This is a genomic window from Corynebacterium sp. KPL3927 (assembly GCF_040225835.1).
GTDB lineage: Bacteria > Actinomycetota > Actinomycetes > Mycobacteriales > Mycobacteriaceae > Corynebacterium.
The window spans coordinates 67,245-84,266 of record NZ_JBEHGD010000006.1; the positions used below are offsets into that span (position 1 = coordinate 67,245).

Consider the following 17,022-nt stretch of genomic DNA (forward strand, 5'->3'; position numbering starts at 1 on the left):
AACTTTAGATCGATCTAATTTAAGGGAGCGCATCCGTAGTGTTTGACTCACTATCAGACCGCCTACAGTCAGCCCTGGCGGGCCTGCGCGGCAAGGGCAAATTAACTGAGGCGGATATCAACGCCACGACTCGTGAGATTCGTTTGGCATTGCTGGAAGCTGACGTTTCTCTGACGGTGGTGCGCGGGTTTATCAAGCGCATCAAGGAACGCGCCCGCGGCGCGGAAGTATCTGAGGCGCTCAACCCCGCCCAACAGGTGGTCAAGATCGTCAATGAGGAGCTCATTGAGATCCTCGGCGGCGAAACCCGTCGGTTGAACCTGGCCAAGAATCCTCCGACCGTCATCATGCTGGCCGGTCTGCAAGGTGCTGGTAAAACCACCCTGGCCGGTAAATTGGCCAAGCACCTCACGAAGCAGGGGCACACCCCCATGCTCGTGGCCTGTGACTTGCAGCGCCCAGGCGCTGTGCAGCAGCTGCAGATCGTCGGCGAGCGCGCGGAGGTCCCTACCTTTGCCCCAGACCCAGGTACCTCCCTGGATTCCAATGACCACGAGATGGGTACCTCTCACGGGGACCCAGTGGACGTCGCCAAGCGCGGTATTGCTGAGGCGAAGCAGAAGCAGCACGATGTGGTCATCATCGATACCGCCGGCCGCTTGGGCATTGATGAAACCTTGATGACGCAGGCGCGCAATATCCGCGACGCCGTAAACCCGGATGAAGTCCTGTTCGTCATCGACTCCATGATTGGTCAGGACGCCGTGCAAACGGCGGAGGCCTTCCGCGATGGCGTGGACTTTACCGGCGTGGTTCTCACGAAGCTGGATGGTGACGCCCGCGGTGGTGCAGCGCTATCCATTCGTGAGGTGACCGGTAAGCCGATTTTGTATGCTTCTACCGGTGAGAAGCTCGATGATTTCGATGTCTTCCACCCAGAGCGCATGTCTAGCCGCATTCTGGGCATGGGTGACCTGCTCTCCCTAATTGAGCAGGCGGAAGCCACCCTGGATCACCAGAAGGCCGAAGAAGCAGCCTCTAAGCTTGGCTCCGGCGAGCTCACGCTGAATGACTTCTTGGATCAGATGCTGATGATCCGCAAGATGGGTCCCATTGGCAACTTGCTGAAGATGATGCCTGGCGGCAAGCAGATGAATGAGATGGCCGCCATGGTGGATGAAAAGCAGCTGGATCGCATCCAGGCCATCATCCGCGGTATGACCCCAGAAGAGCGCGAGAACCCGAAGATTTTGAACGCATCGCGCCGCAAGCGCATCGCCAATGGTTCCGGTGTGAGCGTATCCGAGGTCAACCAGCTCATCGAGCGCTTCAACCAGGCCAAGAAGATGATGTCCAAGATGGCCGGCCAATTTGGCATGGGAGGTGGCGGACGTTCTGCCACCAAGAAAAAGCCTAAGGGGCGCAAGGGCAAAAACGGCAAGCGCAAGAAGGGCAAAGGTGGCGGCGGCAACCGCGGGCCCAAGATGCCAGGCGGTATGCCAGGAATGGGCGGCGGTATGCCGTCGATGGAAGAGCTACAGCAGCTGCAACAGCAGATGGGAGGCGCTGGCGGTGCCGGTGGCCTCGGTGGTGGAAAGATCCCTGGTATGCCCAAGATGCCCAAAGGCATGGAGAATATCGACCTCGATAACCTCAACTTTGGCAAGGGTAAAAAGTAGCCGCGCAGAGAAATAAATAGAAGGTGGCCCATTGCTTACAGGTAATGGGCCACCTTTGTGCGTGCCGTCGCGGGGAGCGTTTACACCGGATCGTTTTCCGGGGTATTGGGGTACGGCACTGGGTTGGCGCGCCGCGCACCACCGGTGGTGGGGGAAGCTGGCGATTCCTCTAGTGCTGCCTCCGCCTCTTCAGGGGAGATTTCTGGCGCCTCTTGCTGGACTTTTTCGCCGTTCAAGAAGGGCGTGAGGGCTTCTCGGATCATCGGCATCGCGGAATCCGCAAAGGCATTGGTGATGTGGTGCATATCGCGGTAGACCATGGTGTTGCCGATGATGACCGGGCAATCGCCATTAGCATCGCAGAACCACGGCGCGGTATCGAGTGACAGCATGTTTTCGTACTGCGATAGAACAACGGCACCTGGATCGTAAGGTTGGTAGACCTCCTCAAACCGCATGCCGCAGCCCACAGCGTCTTCAGTGGCAACGTAGCACTCATCGAATTCGCGCGGCTCCCCGTCCTCATCGAATCCCCACGGGTTATCGCGGAAACCCAGGAAGGGGATATCGCGCTTGGACAGCTCATCCCAGAAGGCTTGGTAGCCGGCGGGCACCGCGTCGGGGCCATGCCCAAACTCGTTTTGCGGGCGGGTGGTATTGGAGATAACCAACTCTGGCTGAGCTTCGGCAATGCGGTCCATGACCAGTTCACCCCACTCGGCGCACTCTGGGCTGACCGTGACGTCATCGCCAAGCTCGATGGGGCAACCTTGGCGCAAGAGAGGAACCAGCTTGAAACCCATCTCTCGGCCGAGGCGGTCCAAGGCAGAGGAGTATTGCTCCGCGTGGGATCCTCCCACCAAATAGACTTCCTTTTCGGCAGTGGTGTCGCCGAAAATGCAGGGGGTCTTGCCGTCCCTGCGCGTCTCAAAGAAGAAATCAGCGGGCTGAGTATCGGGCACGAAGCACCAGTTTGCAGCAACCGGCGGCTCGATTCCTCCAGCAACGATGGGATCTGGTTTGATTTCTACTCCGTCCGGCGGGGTGATGTCATTAATGAATGTCGTGGCTCCGGGATATTGCTGAGGATTGAGCATTTCCGCGTCAGCATTATTAATGGTGCGCAGCCACAGCGGCTGAATGAGAAGCAGCGCCGCGACACAGCTGGCCACTACGACACCGCCGATGGCTCGACCGGCACCGGCACGGGTGGACAGACTAGAGACCGCCTTGTGGGCCGGAAGGTCCTCTGCCAAGGGTCGCTTGCGGTGCTGGCGCAGGGGGCGTTCGATGAAGCGATGCGTGATATCTGCAAGCAGCAGGGAGATGGCAATAATAATGATGCCCAGCCACCACGACGGGGTCTGCTGACCCAAGTACGAGGTGGACAGAATAAGCAGCGGCCAGTGCCAAAGGTACAGCGGATAGGCGATATCGCCTAGCCAGCGCGCCTTCTTAGAGGCCATGGCCTTGGAGATCTTGCCGCCACCGCCCAAAATGATGAGCACGGCACCGCCCAAAGGCAAAAGCGAGAGCGGTCCTGGGTAGGCGGTGGTCTCTGCGATGATGGCGCCGGTAAAGACCAGCATGAAAAGGCCAAGGCCGGTAAACAGGTCATAAAAACGTGCAGGGATTTTCCATGCGGAACCGTAGATGGCTAGAACCGCACCGAGGGTCAACTCCCAGGCACGCGACCACGTGGAGTAGTAGTTTTCTGGCGTTCCGTGCAGCCCATGGCGCGAGGCATAGGCAAAGGACACGATGGTCACTACGATGAGAATGGGGCCGGCGATTTGATTGACCGTGGGGAAGCGGCTGGTCCGCAGCGAAGAATGCTGCGGACGCCATTTCATAATCGCGGCCAGGATGAGGGCAAAGGCTATGCCCATCAGGTAGAACTGGCCCTGCACAGACATCGACCACATATGCTGCAGCGGGGAAGTATCGGCGGCGGCCGCAGTGTAGTCAGCGTTTTGGCGCGCCAGTTCCCAGTTCTGGTAGTACAGCATGGTTGCTGTAATTTGCTGGGTAAATTCAGTGCCCATGAGCTGCGGCGTGCAAAGGCGCACCAAGATATACGTCACACCGATGACTAAAACGAGGCTTGGTACCAAGCGGCGCAGCGTGCGCCAGATTGGCCACCATGGGTTCAAGGAGGCGTTGGGCTTGCCGGCATAGCGCAGCTGCGAGCCTAAGAAGAAATAACCGGAAAGCAGTAAGAAGACATCCACGCCGCCAGATACACGACCGACAAAGACGTGGTAGATAACTACGAGGCCAATTGCGATACCGCGCAGACCATCGAGGTCATAGCGGTATCGAAAGTTGCGTGGAGAATCATTTGTCATAAAACGTCATTTCGTGCGCTTGTTCATGGAAAACAAACGCGGCGTATTTCAAAGCCTTCTGTGGCAAAGGTTTACATTCGGCTAATAAGGGTACTCTTTAAAGGTCTCGAAGGCATAACGGGGCAACGTAAAATGCGGGAGACGCGAAGATTTTAAAATACTGCCTGCACACGCTAAAATGGTTCGGGTTATCGCGGTGGTGCGAACTGCTGATGATAATGAGACGTTTCATTCTGCGTAACACCGTTCCCGTCTACGGTCGGCCGGTACGTCACGCGCAGATAAAATCCAAGGGTTGAACCGGCGTGCTAAACAGCGCGTGTCTGAACTGCCCAGTGACTAGAAAAGGAGCCATCATGGCTGTCAAAATTAAACTGCAGCGCGTAGGTAAGATCCGCGCCGCTGAATACCGCGTAGTTATCGCTGATGCTCGTACCCGCCGCAGCGGCAAGGTCATCGAGAACATTGGCATCTACCACCCGAAGGAAGAACCTTCCCTCATCAAGATTGACTCCGAGCGCGCACAGCACTGGCTGTCCGTTGGCGCACAGCCAACCGAGCCTGTATTGGCACTACTGAAGGTCACCGGTGACTGGCAGAAGCACAAGGGCCTGCCGGGTGCCGAAGGCACCTTGAAGGTTGCCGAGGAGAAGAAGTCCAAGCTGGACCTCTTCAACGAGGCATTGTCTGAGGCTAATAACGGCCCAACCATCGAGGCCATCACCGAGAAGAAGAAGGCCAAGGAAGAAGCGAAGAAGAAGAAGGAAGCTGAAGAGGTCGCTGCAGCTGAGGCTGCCGCCGCTGCTGCCGGCGAGGCAGACGCTGATGCAGAAGCTTCTGAGGAGTCCGCAGAGTAATCTGCTCGTTCTCTAGCGCCCGTTTCTAATTAGGACGGCTGTGCATAAACTTCATCCCCCACCCGTCATCGTTGCATTTATGCGCGATAACGAGTGGGGGATTTTGCGCGCTCGGCCAGCGCGCAGCCATCACCAAGGCTAGTGGCTAGCGCTATTCACTGCGTGGCCGTAATTCGGGGTAATTGGCGTATACATCGCCCGGATCTTCAAAATCCATTCCGCGCAGGTTGCCTGCGACGACAGGCTTAAACAGCTTATAGATTTCCTCCCGCGGCAGTTTAGACAGGGGCCCATCAATGGCAAGTACGGTAAACCCGTGGACGGCGGACCACGACAGCAAGCTATTGTGTAGGAAATATTCTTTATTGGGCGTTTGGCCGAGGGCTTGGGCGTGGCGGGCCAAGAGATCGAAGTAGCGCTGAATCATATTCAGGTGCTCGCTTTTTGGATCATCGGGAGTCAAAGGGTCTACGCCAAGCATAAAGCGCAGCGCCTTCCACTCCAGCATGCAACGGAAGAAATTCGTTTCATCCAAGGCAAATTCGAGGTAGGCATATCCGACCTGCACGAGGTGATCGGGAAAGGTGAGGTCGCCAGCTTTATCGGTGGTGTGGTGAAGGCGGCGCACGAGCTCGTCGGTGGCTAGCTCGGCCACCTTATCGTGCAGTTCTTCCTGATCCTTAAAGTGCCGGTAGGCCGAGGTAGGGGACACTCCTGCAGCGCGGGTGACGGCGCGGATGGTAATAGCCCCGGGGCCTTTTTCCTTGCCTAATTGCACAGCGATCCGTAGCAGCTCGTCGTGGAGGTTTCCGTGGTGATAGGGCTTGTTATGAGACTGCGGTGTATCCAAAATCTTTCCTAATGGTGTGTGTATTCCAATTAGCCTGTGAGCATCGTTAAAAGCATTAGTGCCGGTTGCCTGTCCGACTGTACTGTGGGTGAGTCCGAAGTCACATTCGGTAGGGGTGCGGCAACGCTATGCACTATATAGGCCGGTAAGTGCACAATGTTACCTGGGGCTAGTGTGACCGTGTTCTCCCCGCAGGTGAAATTCACTTCGCCGCGTATCACCTGCACGGTGATCGGGTGGGCGGCTTTGTGATCCGGCAAGGTTTGACCAGGGGAAAAACTGAAAAGGATGAGGTTTGCGCGCTCACCGTTCAAGACTCGCTTGACCCCAGGGCGCTCGCGTTCAGGATTGGTGGGAGGTGCCAAAGCCACCAGATCAAGGTCGATCAAGGGGGAGCTCGGTGCCACCTGATGCGCACTGCGTGGATCGGAGGGCGGGTGGGGAGAGTCGTTCATGCTTCAAGCGTAATGCCTAAGAGCGAGATTGTGGGGGGGGTGCGGCAGGAAACAAGAGCAACTGGGTGTATGCGGTAAACTCTGCGCCATGGAATTGATGATTGGGCGCGTCATTAAGTCGCACGGTATCAAGGGAGAAGTGGTGGTAGAGCCCACCACCGATGAGCCTGAGGTGCGCTTCGCGGTGGGAGAAAAACTGCAGGGAAGGCAGGGCCGCAAGGAACACGAGTTGACCATCTCTGCGGTGCGCAGCCACAAGGGCAGGCTTTTGGTGACGTGCAAGGAAATTGCCGATCGTACGCAGGCGGAAAGCTTGCGTGGCACCCAATTTTTCGCTGCCCCATTAGAGGATGACGATGAGGGCTTTTATGACCACGAGCTCGAAGGTCTGCGCGTAATCCACGACGGGGAAGACATCGGCTCTGTGGCTTCCGTCGTGCACGGGCCTAGCCAAGATCTCTTGGAGGTTGAGCTGTCTACCGGCACTTCTGCCTTGGTGCCCTTTGTCCATGCCATCGTTCCCGAGGTCGACTTGGAAGCCGGCTTGTGCATCATCCAACCCCCAGAAGGGTTGTTAGACCTATGAGGCTCGATGTAGTGACCATCTTTCCGGAGTACCTGCAGCCGCTGCGCCATGCCCTTTTAGGCAAGGCAATTGAGCAGGGCCGCCTCGAGGTGGGCGTGCACGATTTGCGGCAGTGGGCCACGGATGCGCATAAATCGGTCGATGACTCGCCCTTTGGCGGTGGCCCAGGAATGGTTATGAAGCCGGAGGTATGGGGCCCGGCGCTTGACGATGTCGCATTCGGGACCACTGCCCCCACCCTCGATTCTTCCCTGCCGCACTTAAACCGCCCACGCCACGATGAACTAGAGGGCGTCAAAGCTCAGGCGTATGGCGCTGAGGCGGAACAAGATGAGTGGGAGAGCGGCAGTGAAGATGGCGATCTCCCGCTGCTTCTGGTTCCCACCCCAGCTGGGGCGCCGCTGACCCAAGCGGACGCGCGGGCATGGTCAACCGAGGAACATATTGTTTTTGCCTGTGGGCGTTACGAGGGCATCGACCAGCGCGTGGTTGAAGATGCAAAGAAGCGCTACCGCGTTCGGGAAGTATCCATCGGGGATTATGTGCTCATCGGCGGGGAAGTCGCCGTATTGGTGATAGCAGAAGCCGTAGTCCGTCTTATCCCCGGGGTATTGGGCAATAAGCGCTCGCATGAAGAAGATTCCTTTTCTGATGGCCTATTGGAGGGGCCGAGCTATACCAAACCGCGCGAGTGGCGAGGGCTTGCGGTGCCGGAGGTTTTGACCTCTGGAAACCATGGGCTAGTAGACCGGTGGCGCCGAGAACAAGCGTTGGAGCGCACGTGGCAGCGCCGCCCGGAGTTATTGAATCAGGTGGAATTGAGCAAGGCGGAGAAGGCGTATGTAGCGCAATTGCGCGATCGTGAATCTAAAGGAAAGGCACAGTAGTGCAGGTGAGCGCGGATCTTTCTGTACTGATGCCCCAGGAAGAATGGGAAGAATGCCTGGCAGGTATGCCAGAGAAATTGCGCGATGCAGGTTTTGTGCCGGTAAATATTTTTGCCGCCATGATCGCCCCGTCACCGCCGGCAGATAGCCCTTTGGTCCAGGAATATGAATTCAGCAATGGAACCGCGGCGGAAGGGACGCCGTTGTGGCGGGTCATCGTCAATGGCGATACTGCCGCACCCCTGCCTGCTATAGCGCCCATGGTTGCTGAGTGCCTGCCGCCCACCGCGGCGTGGTTGGGGAGTACAGAAATTGGGCATACCGAATTTGCGTGGTCGGCTGAGCCGGTATGGAGCGCAGAGACCAGTGAAGAAAATTAAGAAAAATTCCCTGGGAAACTTGTATTAGGGCTGGGTAGTGCTACTGTAAGGGCAGCATACACTCGCAGTTTTACTTGCTCTCCAAGGATTTTCTCGCATGACTTCTCCCAACGGAAATGATTTTGGCGGATATAACCAACAGCCGCAATACGACCAGTACCTTGGGTATTCTCAGCCCGAGCAGAGCCGCGGCGGGAATGGCGCCATGATTGCGGCGATCATTTTGGGAGTTGTGGCACTCCTTGCTATTGCCGCTGCGACCGTCTTTTTCGTGGTTGGAAATAAGGATAATTCCAGCACTACCGCGCAGGAAACCCAATTCCAGCAAAAGGCTGACTCCTCAAAGGCTGATGACAAGGACGACGAGAAGTCGTCGGATAGTGAAGCTACCGTGACCAAGACCGAGCAGGCACCTGCACCCGCCCCGGCACAGGCACCTGTAAGCAGCGGCAATGGGCACTCGTGGGGCGACTACACGAGCTATTACGCTGCCACCAGTAAAACGTCAGAGGCATTTGCAAAAAATGTCTACAACACCTTTATGAATAACTGGGTGTCCGGTGGCGGAACGGATGCCACCTTGAGCGTCTATTCACCGACTACCGGTGGTACCTATACGATGTACTGCTCCGGGAACTCCTCGCGGGTGAGCTGCTCTGGCGGCGATAGGGCCCAAGTAGTCATCCACTAAAATAGCGCGTCTTTTGTTCCTCTTCTTCCTGCTTTCAGCGTGCAGGAGGAAGAGGATTTTTGTGTGCCCTGCGGTGGCAAGCCGGGGCGATGGAAAAGGCATGCGGTAGATTGGGTGGGTCCCATACCAAGCTGTGAAATAGAAGTGTGAGGAATCTACGTGAATATTGCGGCCACCATCGCGGCGGAGATCGGCGCTCAAGAACCCCAGGTTTCGACGGCGCTGAAGCTCCTTGCGGAGGGAAATACGGTGCCTTTCATTGCGCGCTATCGCAAGGAGGTCACGGGTGGTTTGGATGACGCCCAACTGCGCACCATCGAAGAGCGGGCCACCTACCTGCGCGAGCTAGAAGAGCGCAAAGAGACAATCCTTGCCGCCATCGATGAGCAGGGCAAGCTGAGCGATGACCTGCGCAGCCAGATCCTTGCCTGCGATACCAAAGCTCGGCTTGAGGATTTGTATCTGCCGTATAAGAAGCGGCGCAAGACAAAGGCGGATATCGCGCGCGAAGCCGGCTTGGAAGAGCTGACCGACATATTGATTGCGCAGCCGCAGGCCCAGCCGGAGGAACTGGCACAGGGCTATCTCACGGAGGGTTTCGCGGATACCAAAAAAGCTCTGGAGGGTGCGCGCTCTATTCTTATCGATCGCTTCGCGCTCGATGCGGACTTGGTAGGTGGCGTACGCGAGCGCATGTTTAACCAGGGTGCCATGCAAGCGCAGGTGGTGGAAGGAAAGGAAGCCGAGGGGGCGAAGTTCAAGGATTACTTCGACTTCAACGAACCTTTTTCTTCGCTGCCCTCTCACCGCATACTGGCGCTCCTGCGCGGGGAGAACGAGGGAGTGCTGCAGCTGCACCTGGACGCCGGTGATGACGCCGACTACGAGGACCTCATTGCGGATCGCTTCGATCTGGATCGCAGTTCCGCGTGGCTGGATAACGCAGTGCACTGGGGGTGGCGCACCAAGCTGTATGTCTCCTCCAGTCTGGATGTGCGCATGCGCTTGAAAGAAGCGGCAGAAGAAGGCGCGCTCAAGGTCTTTGCCACGAACCTGCGCGACGTGCTGCTTGCCGCTCCCGCGGGCCAGCGCGCCACCATCGGCCTCGATCCGGGCTACCGCAACGGCACCAAATGCGCCGTGGTGGATAAAACAGGCAAGGTACTCGATACCACCATCGTCTATCCTCACCAGCCGCAAAACCAGTGGTCGCAGGCGGTACAGACCCTGTCCACGCTGTGCGCGCGGCACTCGGTTGACCTCATGGCCATCGGCAATGGCACTGCCTCCAGGGAAACAGAAAAGCTCGCGCACGAGATTGCTGACCTGCTCAAACAAGCTGGCGGCCAGCGGCCGACGCCCGTCGTGGTCTCCGAATCCGGTGCATCGGTCTACTCTGCTTCGCAACTGGCGGCGGAGGAATTTCCCGATATGGACGTCTCGCTGCGCGGCGCGGTCTCCATTGCCCGACGCCTGCAGGATCCGCTGGCAGAGCTGGTGAAAATCGATCCTAAGGCCATCGGTGTGGGCCAGTATCAGCACGATGTGAACCAGACGTCGCTGGCGCGCACGCTGGATGGCGTGGTGGAAAGTGCCGTCAATGGCGTCGGCGTTGATCTCAATACGGCCTCGGCGCCGCTGTTGGAGCGCGTGGCGGGTGTTAATCCCACCATTGCCGCCAATATCGTGGCCTACCGCAATGACAACGGTTCTTTTGCTACCCGCAAGGAGCTGAAGAAGGTGCCGCGCTTGGGGCCGAAGGCCTTTGAACAGTCTGCGGGCTTCCTGCGCATTAATGGGGGAGCGGACCCGCTCGATGCGTCCGCAGTTCACCCGGAGGCCTATCCCATCGTGACGCGGATAGCGGAGCAGACGGGGCTGGGCATCGGCGAGCTCATTGGCAATACCCGGGTACTGGACAAGCTGGATCCCGCCGATTTTGCCGACGAGACCTTCGGTATTCCTACCGTGAGCGATATTATCGCCGAGTTGGATAAGCCCGGCCGCGATCCGCGCCCTGAGTTTAAGACCGCTACCTTTAAGGAAGGCGTGCATAAGGTCTCTGACCTTACTCCAGGCATGGTTTTGGAGGGCACGGTCACCAATGTGGCGGCTTTTGGCGCGTTTGTCGATGTCGGAGTGCACCAAGATGGCCTTGTTCATGTCTCTGCCATGAGCCATCAATTTGTTTCTGATCCCCACGAGGTGGTGCGCTCTGGCCAGGTGGTCAAGGTCAAGGTGATGGAGGTCGACGTCGATCGCCAGCGCATTGGACTGTCGCTGCGGTTGGATGATGAGCCAGGCCAGCCCGCGCCGAAGCGTCGCGGCGGCGATTCGCAGCGCGGATCCGGCAAGCGCGGCGGTCAAAAGCCCTCGCGCGAAGCGGGGAAGAAGGGCGGCCGCAACTCCGATCGCGGAGGCTCCCGCGGGCGCCCGGCAGCCAAGGGGACCATGGCCGCTGCCCTGAAGAAGGCCGGCTTCTAACCTCTCATTTCAGCGGCCTACCAGCACCGCAGGGTGGGCCGTTGCCTGAGGTCGCGGTGGGGAGAATTTCCCCTCCGACCGCGCACACGACAAAAATATGACCGCCACTTGCAGTCGATGCGGACTCCCGCGCCTTCTAATGGTAAGTTGGGCAAAACTAAATAAATGGCGTCCTTCCTCTCCTGCTTTAGCGAGGTACTCCTGAGCGGATGGGGAGTAAGGGAGGCGCCGAACTACTGCCATAAGGAGACAACTATGAGTCGTGCGGCCGATAGCAGCCACGGTGCCGAGGATACCGCAGAGATGCCTTCGATAAGCGGCGGGGAACACAAGGGCCGGGGAGCGCTGGGCTGGCACCGCCTCCTAGATTGGCGCCCGCGCAGTGCTTTGTCGCGGGTGCTTATCGTATTTTTCCTCGTTGCGCCCATCATCGTGGCTGGAACCATGATGTGGGCCATGTGGGATCCATCCAAGTACATGCGCAATATTAACCTCGCCGTGGTCAACGAAGACGCGGGCGTGGATAAGCAGGGCAAGCACACCAACTATGGCGACCAGGTGGTCAAGGGCTTGCTGGATACCGATTACCTCAACTTCTCTGAGGTTAACAAGGGCGAAGGCGATGAGGGACTGGTCAAGGGCGAGTACTTGATGGTCGTGACGATCCCGAAGAATTTTTCCGAACAAGCCGTCACCATCATCAGCGATAAGCCCGAAAAGCCTGAGATCAACTTCGCTAGCAATGACTACTACGGCACGAATGGCTCCGTGATTTCCTCCAGCCTCATTCCGCAGGTGCAAACCAGCGTGGAAAACGCCATTTCCAAAAAGTACGCAGACCAAGTCATCGAGGGGCTTACTAAGCTGAGCGATGGCCTGAACAATGCCTCGGATGGTGCGGGGCGCCTCGATGAGGGCGTCGGAAAGCTGCAAGAGGGCGGCGGGCGCGCGATTGAGGGCATCAACAAGCTCGACAATGGTGCGGGAACGCTTAATAACGGCACGGCCGAGCTCCTCAACGGAACGACGCGGTTAAATGACAGCGTCGGGCGGTTGAATGACGGTGCGGGTCGGCTGAGCGATGGCGCCGCGCGCCTCGATGACGGCGCCTCTCAGCTTGCCGATGGCTCCGACAAGCTCCTTGCCGGCACCGGCCGCCTCGCCGATGGTGCAGGCCAGATCGATGCCGGAGTCAATCAGCTCACGGGCATGCTCATCCCCGTGCTGAAACAAGCCCAAGCCGTGGTGCCCGGTCTTAACCAGCTGGTAGACGTTCTGCGCGGGCTTGGCATGAACCAACAAGCAGACCAGCTTTATTCCCTCGTATCCAAGCTCGATCCCGCATCCAGTGAAAATATGGTGGGGCAACTGGAAAAACTGTCCGCAGGTACCGGCCAGCTGCACTACAACCTGTCCGATCCGCAATCGGAATATCTGGGTGGCCTTACCACGCTGAACGGCGGGGCACACCGCCTGTCCGATGGCATTAAGGAATTGCGCGGTGGAGTCGGAACGCTAAGCAGCGGTACCGCACAGCTGCAGGACGGCGCGTCCCGCCTGCAGGATGGCGCAGCTCGCCTCCACGATGGCACGGGCGCGCTCAAGGACGGCACCGGCCGGCTGATAGAAGGCGGAGCCGAGCTCAAGGGCGGCATGGATCGCCTCAAGGAAGGTTCCGGCGAACTATCCACGAAGCTTGCCGATGGCGCCGCCAAAGCCCCCACCGTTTCCCGTCCAGAGGATTCGGCGCAAAATATGGCGGTGCCCATCAATTTCACCGCATCCAATGTCCACCCCGTGCAAACGGTGGTCAACCCAGCGGATCCGACCGAGAAGAATATTACCGGCGGTGCCTCCATGCTCTTCGTGCTTGTATTCGGCTTCCTCGTGATGCTGCTGCTGGCGATGACGCTGCCGTACTACATGGCGCGTAGGGGAGCACGGGTAACTAGCCCTGCCCGCAGCGTATTCGGCGCTTTTGCCGCGCTAACCGGGCTGAACTTCCTCGTGCTGGCGTTTATGGCCTTGATGTCTTCTACCCTGGGATGGCAGCCGGCAAGCTGGTCCATGATCGCCCTCGTACTCGCTGCGATATCCGCCGTAGGTGCTGCGACCTACCAGTTCTTCCTAGTTACTTTTGGGCGCAAGATTGGTTCGGTCTTTGCCGCCGGCGCCTTCGCCCTGGGCGTGATGGTCTTTGGCGGGGTATGGCCAGTCGTGGCGATTCCGCGCGCGCTGAGCCTGCTGCACCCCTTCCCCCCGATGTCTTATGCCAAGGATGCGTTTACCCGCGCCACCGATGGCATTCATGATGGAACGTTCTGGAGTGGGATTATCATCCCCTTTAGCATCACGGTGATTGCCGTGGGGGCCTCGTACCTTGTTTTCCGCGCGCGGCACCTGGGCACGGCGAAGATCCTCGATGAGCACCATTCCCGTTTCCGCTCGCCCATGCCCGCCTAGGGTGCCCCCCGGCCCGTTCGCCCCAGGTAGGGTAGTAAATCTGCGAAGCGGAGGAATTTGGAATTGGCCGGTTCCTATGGAAAAATAGTCCATTGTTCTATGTAACGGGCACGAACCGGTCAGGCTATGCGCCGCTAGGGTCCTCTGTCCCAAACTGAAAAGGAATATTGGTATGACCAACATTATCGACAAGGTCGATGCAGCACAGCTGCGCGACGACATCCCGTCCTTCCGCCCCGGCGATACCCTCGACGTCAACGTCAAGGTTATTGAGGGTAACAACGAGCGTGCACAGCTCTTCAAGGGCATCTGCATCCGCCGCCAGGGCTCCGGTATTCGCGAGACCTTCACCGTGCGTAAGGTTTCCTTCGGTATCGGTGTAGAGCGTACTTTCCCGGTTCACTCCCCGAACCTCGAGTCCATCAAGGTCTCCCGCCGCGGCCGCGTTCGCCGTGCGAAGCTGTACTACCTGCGCGATCTGCGCGGCAAGAAGGCTCGCATCAAGGAGCGTCGCTAGTTCTAGCGCCGCCCTGGGCGCCGCCTATCTCCCTTCCTTTCCTGCATGCACAGTGCCGGAAAGGGAGGGAGATTTTTATTGTGCACCCCTCGAATCATTTCGATTTCCTGTGAATCGCCCCGCAGGCACGGGAGCCAACCCGGATCGCGGGCATGCAGTTGCTAGGATCTGACGGGTGAATAACGAAAGCATCTCGCAGGGCAATGAAGCGGCCACGGAGAAAGCAACCACGGAGAAAAAACAAATGCCGTGGTGGCTGGAGACTCTCGTGGTCGTCGTCTCCGTGTTGGTGGTCGTGGGGCTATTCCAAAACTTCATTGGCCGCCAATACGTGATTCCCTCAGGATCCATGGAGCCGACGCTGCATGGCTGTGAGGGATGCACGAATGACCGCATCTTTACAGAAAAGGTCTCTTACTACGGTGATAAGGGCCCAGAGCCAGGCGATGTCGTGGTCTTTAAGGGCACCGAGGACTGGAACGGGAGTTACGTCTCCCCGCGCTCATCCAATTCCGTCATTCACGGCATTCAGGATGCGCTGAGCTTTATCTCTTTGGCGCCGCCAGATGAAAATACCCTGGTCAAGCGCGTTATCGCCACCGGCGGGCAGACGGTTTCCTGCCAAGAAGGCGATCCGGCCGTCATGGTGGATGGAAAGCCTATCAAGCAAGACTACGTACAGGATCCGCCGACCTATCCGGTGGATGAGTCGACCGGATCGGAAGCCTGCGGCGGCCCGTACTTCGGCCCGGTGAAGGTGCCTGAGGATAATATCTGGGTCATGGGGGATAACCGCACCGCGTCCGCGGATTCGCGCTACCACATGGGCGATAACTTCCACGGCACGATCCCCGTAGATAACGTGCGCGGAAAGGTACAGTTCGTATTCTGGCCGTTCAACCGCATTGGTGGGGTCGATGACCCAGACATCCAAAGCTAAACCACAGCAACAGCGCCTGCGCACGCGCGATTTCCTTGCGCCGGTCATAGGCGGCTTCGTGATCCTAGTCTTATTGCAGGCTTTCGTGGGCAGGATGTATGTCATTCCCTCCGCGTCGATGGAACCCACGCTGCATGGCTGCACGGGCTGCGATAATGACCGCATCGCGGTGCAGAAGATGAGCTATTACTTCCACGACCCAGATCCGGGCGATGTCGTAGTATTTGAAGGCCCTGAGTCTTGGAATACGGAATTTGAGGTGCAGCGCTCCAATAACGTGCTGGTGCGCGGTGCCCAAAACGCCTTGGCGTCAGTGGGGCTTTTGCCCAATGGGGAAAATATCCTGGTCAAGCGCGTTATCGCCACCGAGGGTCAGACGGTCAAGTGCGAGGAGGGCGATTCCGCGGTGATGGTGGATGGTGCACCGATAGACCAGAGCTTCACGTTGGATCCTCCCGAGATCCCGGTCGATCCCGGCTCCGGCTCGCAGGCATGTGGCGGCGAGTACTTTGGCCCCGTTACCGTTCCAGAAGGCAATATGTGGGTCATGGGGGATAACCGCACCAATTCCCTGGATTCTCGCGCGCACATAGGCGATCACCTGCAAGGCACCGTGCCGGTGGACAACGTGCGCGGCAAGGTAGAAGCCGTGGTCCTGCCCGTATCGCGCTTTGGCGGCATCGACGATCCGGATATCCAGGATGCGGCGGCTTAAGCAGCAGCGCACCTTTGAAGTGGCGTTGGCTCGGGCGGGGCTCGGCCCCGTCGCCGGGGTGGATGAGGCCGGCCGCGGTGCGTGCTGCGGCCCCATCACCATCGCCGCCTGCATCCTGCCCGAGCGCATCGTGGGCGAATTGGATACCTTAACCGATTCCAAAAAGCTCACGCCCCGCCAGCGCGAAAAGCTCTTTCCCATCATCAAAGACAAGGCTGTGGACTGGTCTGTGGTGCATATTGGTGCGGGGGACATCGACAAGCGCGGCATCCAGCACGCCAATACCTCAGGCATGCGCCGGGCGGTAGCGCGCCTGGACAAGCGCCCGGGCTATGTGCTTTCCGATGCCCTCTTTATCCCCGGCCTCACCCAACCTCACCTGCCCATCATCGGTGGGGACGCGGCGGCGCGATGCATTGCGGCGGCGAGCGTGCTGGCCAAGGTAAGCCGAGATCGCCTCATGCGGGATCTAGACGAGCGCTTTCCAGGTTATGGATTGGCTGGGCATAAGGGCTATGGAACCAAGGCACACGAGGCCGCGATTGCCGCTTTGGGGGCGAGCCCAGAACACCGCATGAGCTACAGCAATGTGCAGCGCGCGCATGCCCAATTCACTGCGCGTGCCTAGCGAAAATTGTGGTTTCTGCGCGCTAAGCTAGGGCGAGCTATCCCATATTTTGGAGGTCCACAGTGAGTGCAGAGGAACTCGAAAACTACGAGGCAGAGGTAGAGCTGTCCCTTTACCGCGAATATCGCGATGTCGTCAGCCAGTTTTCTTATGTCGTAGAAACCGAACGCCGTTTCTACCTGGCCAATGCCGTAGAACTGATTCCCCATACCGCCGGGCCCGATGTGTACTACGAGGTGCGCATGTCCGATGCCTGGGTATGGGATATGTATCGTTCCGCGCGCTTTGTGCGCTACGTCCGCGTCATTACCTACAAGGACGTCAATATCGAGGAACTGGATAAGCCGGATTTCATCATGCCGGACTAGGGCACTGGGCGCCTGTCAACTCGGCGCCCACTTCATCCCGCCGCAGCTGTGGATAACTCTTCGTCATGCCGAAGTTATTCACATCCGCGGCGGTTTTCTGGTTTTCGGGCTTGTAGCCGGCCCGCATCCTGCGGTGTTCTGTGCGTGCAGCACAAACAGCACGAAAGAAAAGGA

Annotated in this window: 16 protein-coding genes; 13 read left to right on the forward strand and 3 right to left on the reverse strand. The window is 58.4% G+C overall.

The window, feature by feature from the left end; all coding sequences use genetic code 11:
- Window positions 1–38 precede the first annotated feature (38 nt).
- Window positions 39–1,679, forward strand: a complete 1,641-nt coding sequence (gene ffh / locus ABRP86_RS04840) for a signal recognition particle protein (RefSeq protein ID WP_005278622.1) — start codon at window positions 39–41, stop codon at window positions 1,677–1,679.
- A gap of 80 nt (window positions 1,680–1,759) precedes the next feature.
- On the opposite strand, the gene ABRP86_RS04845 is transcribed toward ffh, so the two are convergent.
- Window positions 1,760–4,027 (reverse strand): acyltransferase family protein, encoded by a 2,268-nt coding sequence (locus ABRP86_RS04845; protein WP_349862794.1) that lies wholly within the window; start codon window positions 4,025–4,027, stop codon window positions 1,760–1,762.
- A 356-nt stretch (window positions 4,028–4,383) separates the two neighbouring features.
- Here ABRP86_RS04845 and rpsP point away from each other — a divergent pair, with 356 nt between their 5' ends.
- Window positions 4,384–4,884 carry a 30S ribosomal protein S16 gene (rpsP, locus tag ABRP86_RS04850; RefSeq protein ID WP_349862796.1) on the forward strand — a complete coding sequence of 167 codons (501 nt, stop codon included), beginning with the start codon at window positions 4,384–4,386 and terminating at the stop codon, window positions 4,882–4,884.
- Between the two features lie 151 nt (window positions 4,885–5,035).
- On the opposite strand, the gene ABRP86_RS04855 is transcribed toward rpsP, so the two are convergent.
- Both ABRP86_RS04855 and ABRP86_RS04860 read right to left on the reverse strand, forming a co-directional pair.
- Window positions 5,036–5,734 (reverse strand): TetR/AcrR family transcriptional regulator, encoded by a 699-nt coding sequence (locus ABRP86_RS04855; RefSeq protein ID WP_349862798.1) that lies wholly within the window; start codon window positions 5,732–5,734, stop codon window positions 5,036–5,038.
- Between the two features lie 29 nt (window positions 5,735–5,763).
- Window positions 5,764–6,189, reverse strand: coding sequence for a cupin domain-containing protein (locus ABRP86_RS04860; protein WP_349862800.1), 426 nt, complete (start codon window positions 6,187–6,189; stop codon window positions 5,764–5,766).
- An 88-nt stretch (window positions 6,190–6,277) separates the two neighbouring features.
- Between ABRP86_RS04860 and rimM the strand changes: the two genes are divergently transcribed.
- The 11 genes from rimM (at window position 6,278) to ABRP86_RS04915 (ending at window position 16,848) form a co-directional block, all read left to right on the forward strand.
- Window positions 6,278–6,775: a ribosome maturation factor RimM gene (gene rimM, locus ABRP86_RS04865; RefSeq protein WP_349862802.1), complete on the forward strand. Its 498-nt coding sequence runs from the start codon at window positions 6,278–6,280 to the stop codon at window positions 6,773–6,775.
- Window positions 6,772–7,662, forward strand: a complete 891-nt coding sequence (gene trmD / locus ABRP86_RS04870) for a tRNA (guanosine(37)-N1)-methyltransferase TrmD (RefSeq protein ID WP_349862804.1) — start codon at window positions 6,772–6,774, stop codon at window positions 7,660–7,662. The genes rimM and trmD overlap by 4 nt, the downstream gene beginning before the upstream one ends.
- Before the next feature lie 5 nt (window positions 7,663–7,667).
- The gene (locus ABRP86_RS04875; protein WP_349862805.1) at window positions 7,668–8,042 is read left to right on the forward strand and encodes a hypothetical protein; all 375 of its coding nucleotides are present in this window, start codon (window positions 7,668–7,670) and stop codon (window positions 8,040–8,042) included.
- Window positions 8,043–8,139: 97 nt separating this feature from the next.
- Entirely contained in the window at window positions 8,140–8,733 is a 594-nt protein-coding gene (locus ABRP86_RS04880) for a hypothetical protein (protein WP_349862807.1), read from the forward strand.
- A gap of 159 nt (window positions 8,734–8,892) precedes the next feature.
- Window positions 8,893–11,217, forward strand: coding sequence for a Tex family protein (locus tag ABRP86_RS04885; RefSeq protein WP_349862808.1), 2,325 nt, complete (start codon window positions 8,893–8,895; stop codon window positions 11,215–11,217).
- Between the two features lie 255 nt (window positions 11,218–11,472).
- Complete coding sequence (locus ABRP86_RS04890; protein ID WP_349862810.1) at window positions 11,473–13,680, forward strand: YhgE/Pip family protein; 2,208 nt, start codon at window positions 11,473–11,475, stop codon at window positions 13,678–13,680.
- A gap of 172 nt (window positions 13,681–13,852) precedes the next feature.
- Window positions 13,853–14,197 (forward strand): 50S ribosomal protein L19, encoded by a 345-nt coding sequence (gene rplS, locus ABRP86_RS04895; protein ID WP_005278655.1) that lies wholly within the window; start codon window positions 13,853–13,855, stop codon window positions 14,195–14,197.
- Window positions 14,198–14,441: 244 nt separating this feature from the next.
- Window positions 14,442–15,137 carry a signal peptidase I gene (lepB, locus tag ABRP86_RS04900; protein WP_349852787.1) on the forward strand — a complete coding sequence of 232 codons (696 nt, stop codon included), beginning with the start codon at window positions 14,442–14,444 and terminating at the stop codon, window positions 15,135–15,137.
- Window positions 15,115–15,852, forward strand: coding sequence for a signal peptidase I (gene lepB, locus ABRP86_RS04905; protein WP_349852729.1), 738 nt, complete (start codon window positions 15,115–15,117; stop codon window positions 15,850–15,852). The genes lepB (ABRP86_RS04900) and lepB (ABRP86_RS04905) overlap by 23 nt, the downstream gene beginning before the upstream one ends.
- The gene (locus tag ABRP86_RS04910; RefSeq protein ID WP_349852788.1) at window positions 15,830–16,480 is read left to right on the forward strand and encodes a ribonuclease HII; all 651 of its coding nucleotides are present in this window, start codon (window positions 15,830–15,832) and stop codon (window positions 16,478–16,480) included. The genes lepB (ABRP86_RS04905) and ABRP86_RS04910 overlap by 23 nt, the downstream gene beginning before the upstream one ends.
- Window positions 16,481–16,542: 62 nt before the next feature.
- Window positions 16,543–16,848, forward strand: coding sequence for a DUF2469 domain-containing protein (locus ABRP86_RS04915; protein ID WP_005278666.1), 306 nt, complete (start codon window positions 16,543–16,545; stop codon window positions 16,846–16,848).
- Window positions 16,849–17,022: the final 174 nt, after the last annotated feature.

What these genes read in the sequence shown, in the direction of transcription:
- ABRP86_RS04845 (WP_349862794.1), bottom strand. Translation starts at nt 4,027, where the DNA reads ATGACAAATGATTCTCCACGCAACTTTCGATACCGCTATGACCTCGAT.
- rpsP (WP_349862796.1), top strand. Translation starts at nt 4,384, where the DNA reads ATGGCTGTCAAAATTAAACTGCAGCGCGTAGGTAAGATCCGCGCCGCT.
- ABRP86_RS04860 (WP_349862800.1), bottom strand. Translation starts at nt 6,189, where the DNA reads ATGAACGACTCTCCCCACCCGCCCTCCGATCCACGCAGTGCGCATCAG.
- rimM (WP_349862802.1), top strand. Translation starts at nt 6,278, where the DNA reads ATGGAATTGATGATTGGGCGCGTCATTAAGTCGCACGGTATCAAGGGA.
- trmD (WP_349862804.1), top strand. Translation starts at nt 6,772, where the DNA reads ATGAGGCTCGATGTAGTGACCATCTTTCCGGAGTACCTGCAGCCGCTG.
- ABRP86_RS04880 (WP_349862807.1), top strand. Translation starts at nt 8,140, where the DNA reads ATGACTTCTCCCAACGGAAATGATTTTGGCGGATATAACCAACAGCCG.
- ABRP86_RS04890 (WP_349862810.1), top strand. Translation starts at nt 11,473, where the DNA reads ATGAGTCGTGCGGCCGATAGCAGCCACGGTGCCGAGGATACCGCAGAG.
- rplS (WP_005278655.1), top strand. Translation starts at nt 13,853, where the DNA reads ATGACCAACATTATCGACAAGGTCGATGCAGCACAGCTGCGCGACGAC.
- lepB (WP_349852787.1), top strand. Translation starts at nt 14,442, where the DNA reads ATGCCGTGGTGGCTGGAGACTCTCGTGGTCGTCGTCTCCGTGTTGGTG.
- lepB (WP_349852729.1), top strand. Translation starts at nt 15,115, where the DNA reads ATGACCCAGACATCCAAAGCTAAACCACAGCAACAGCGCCTGCGCACG.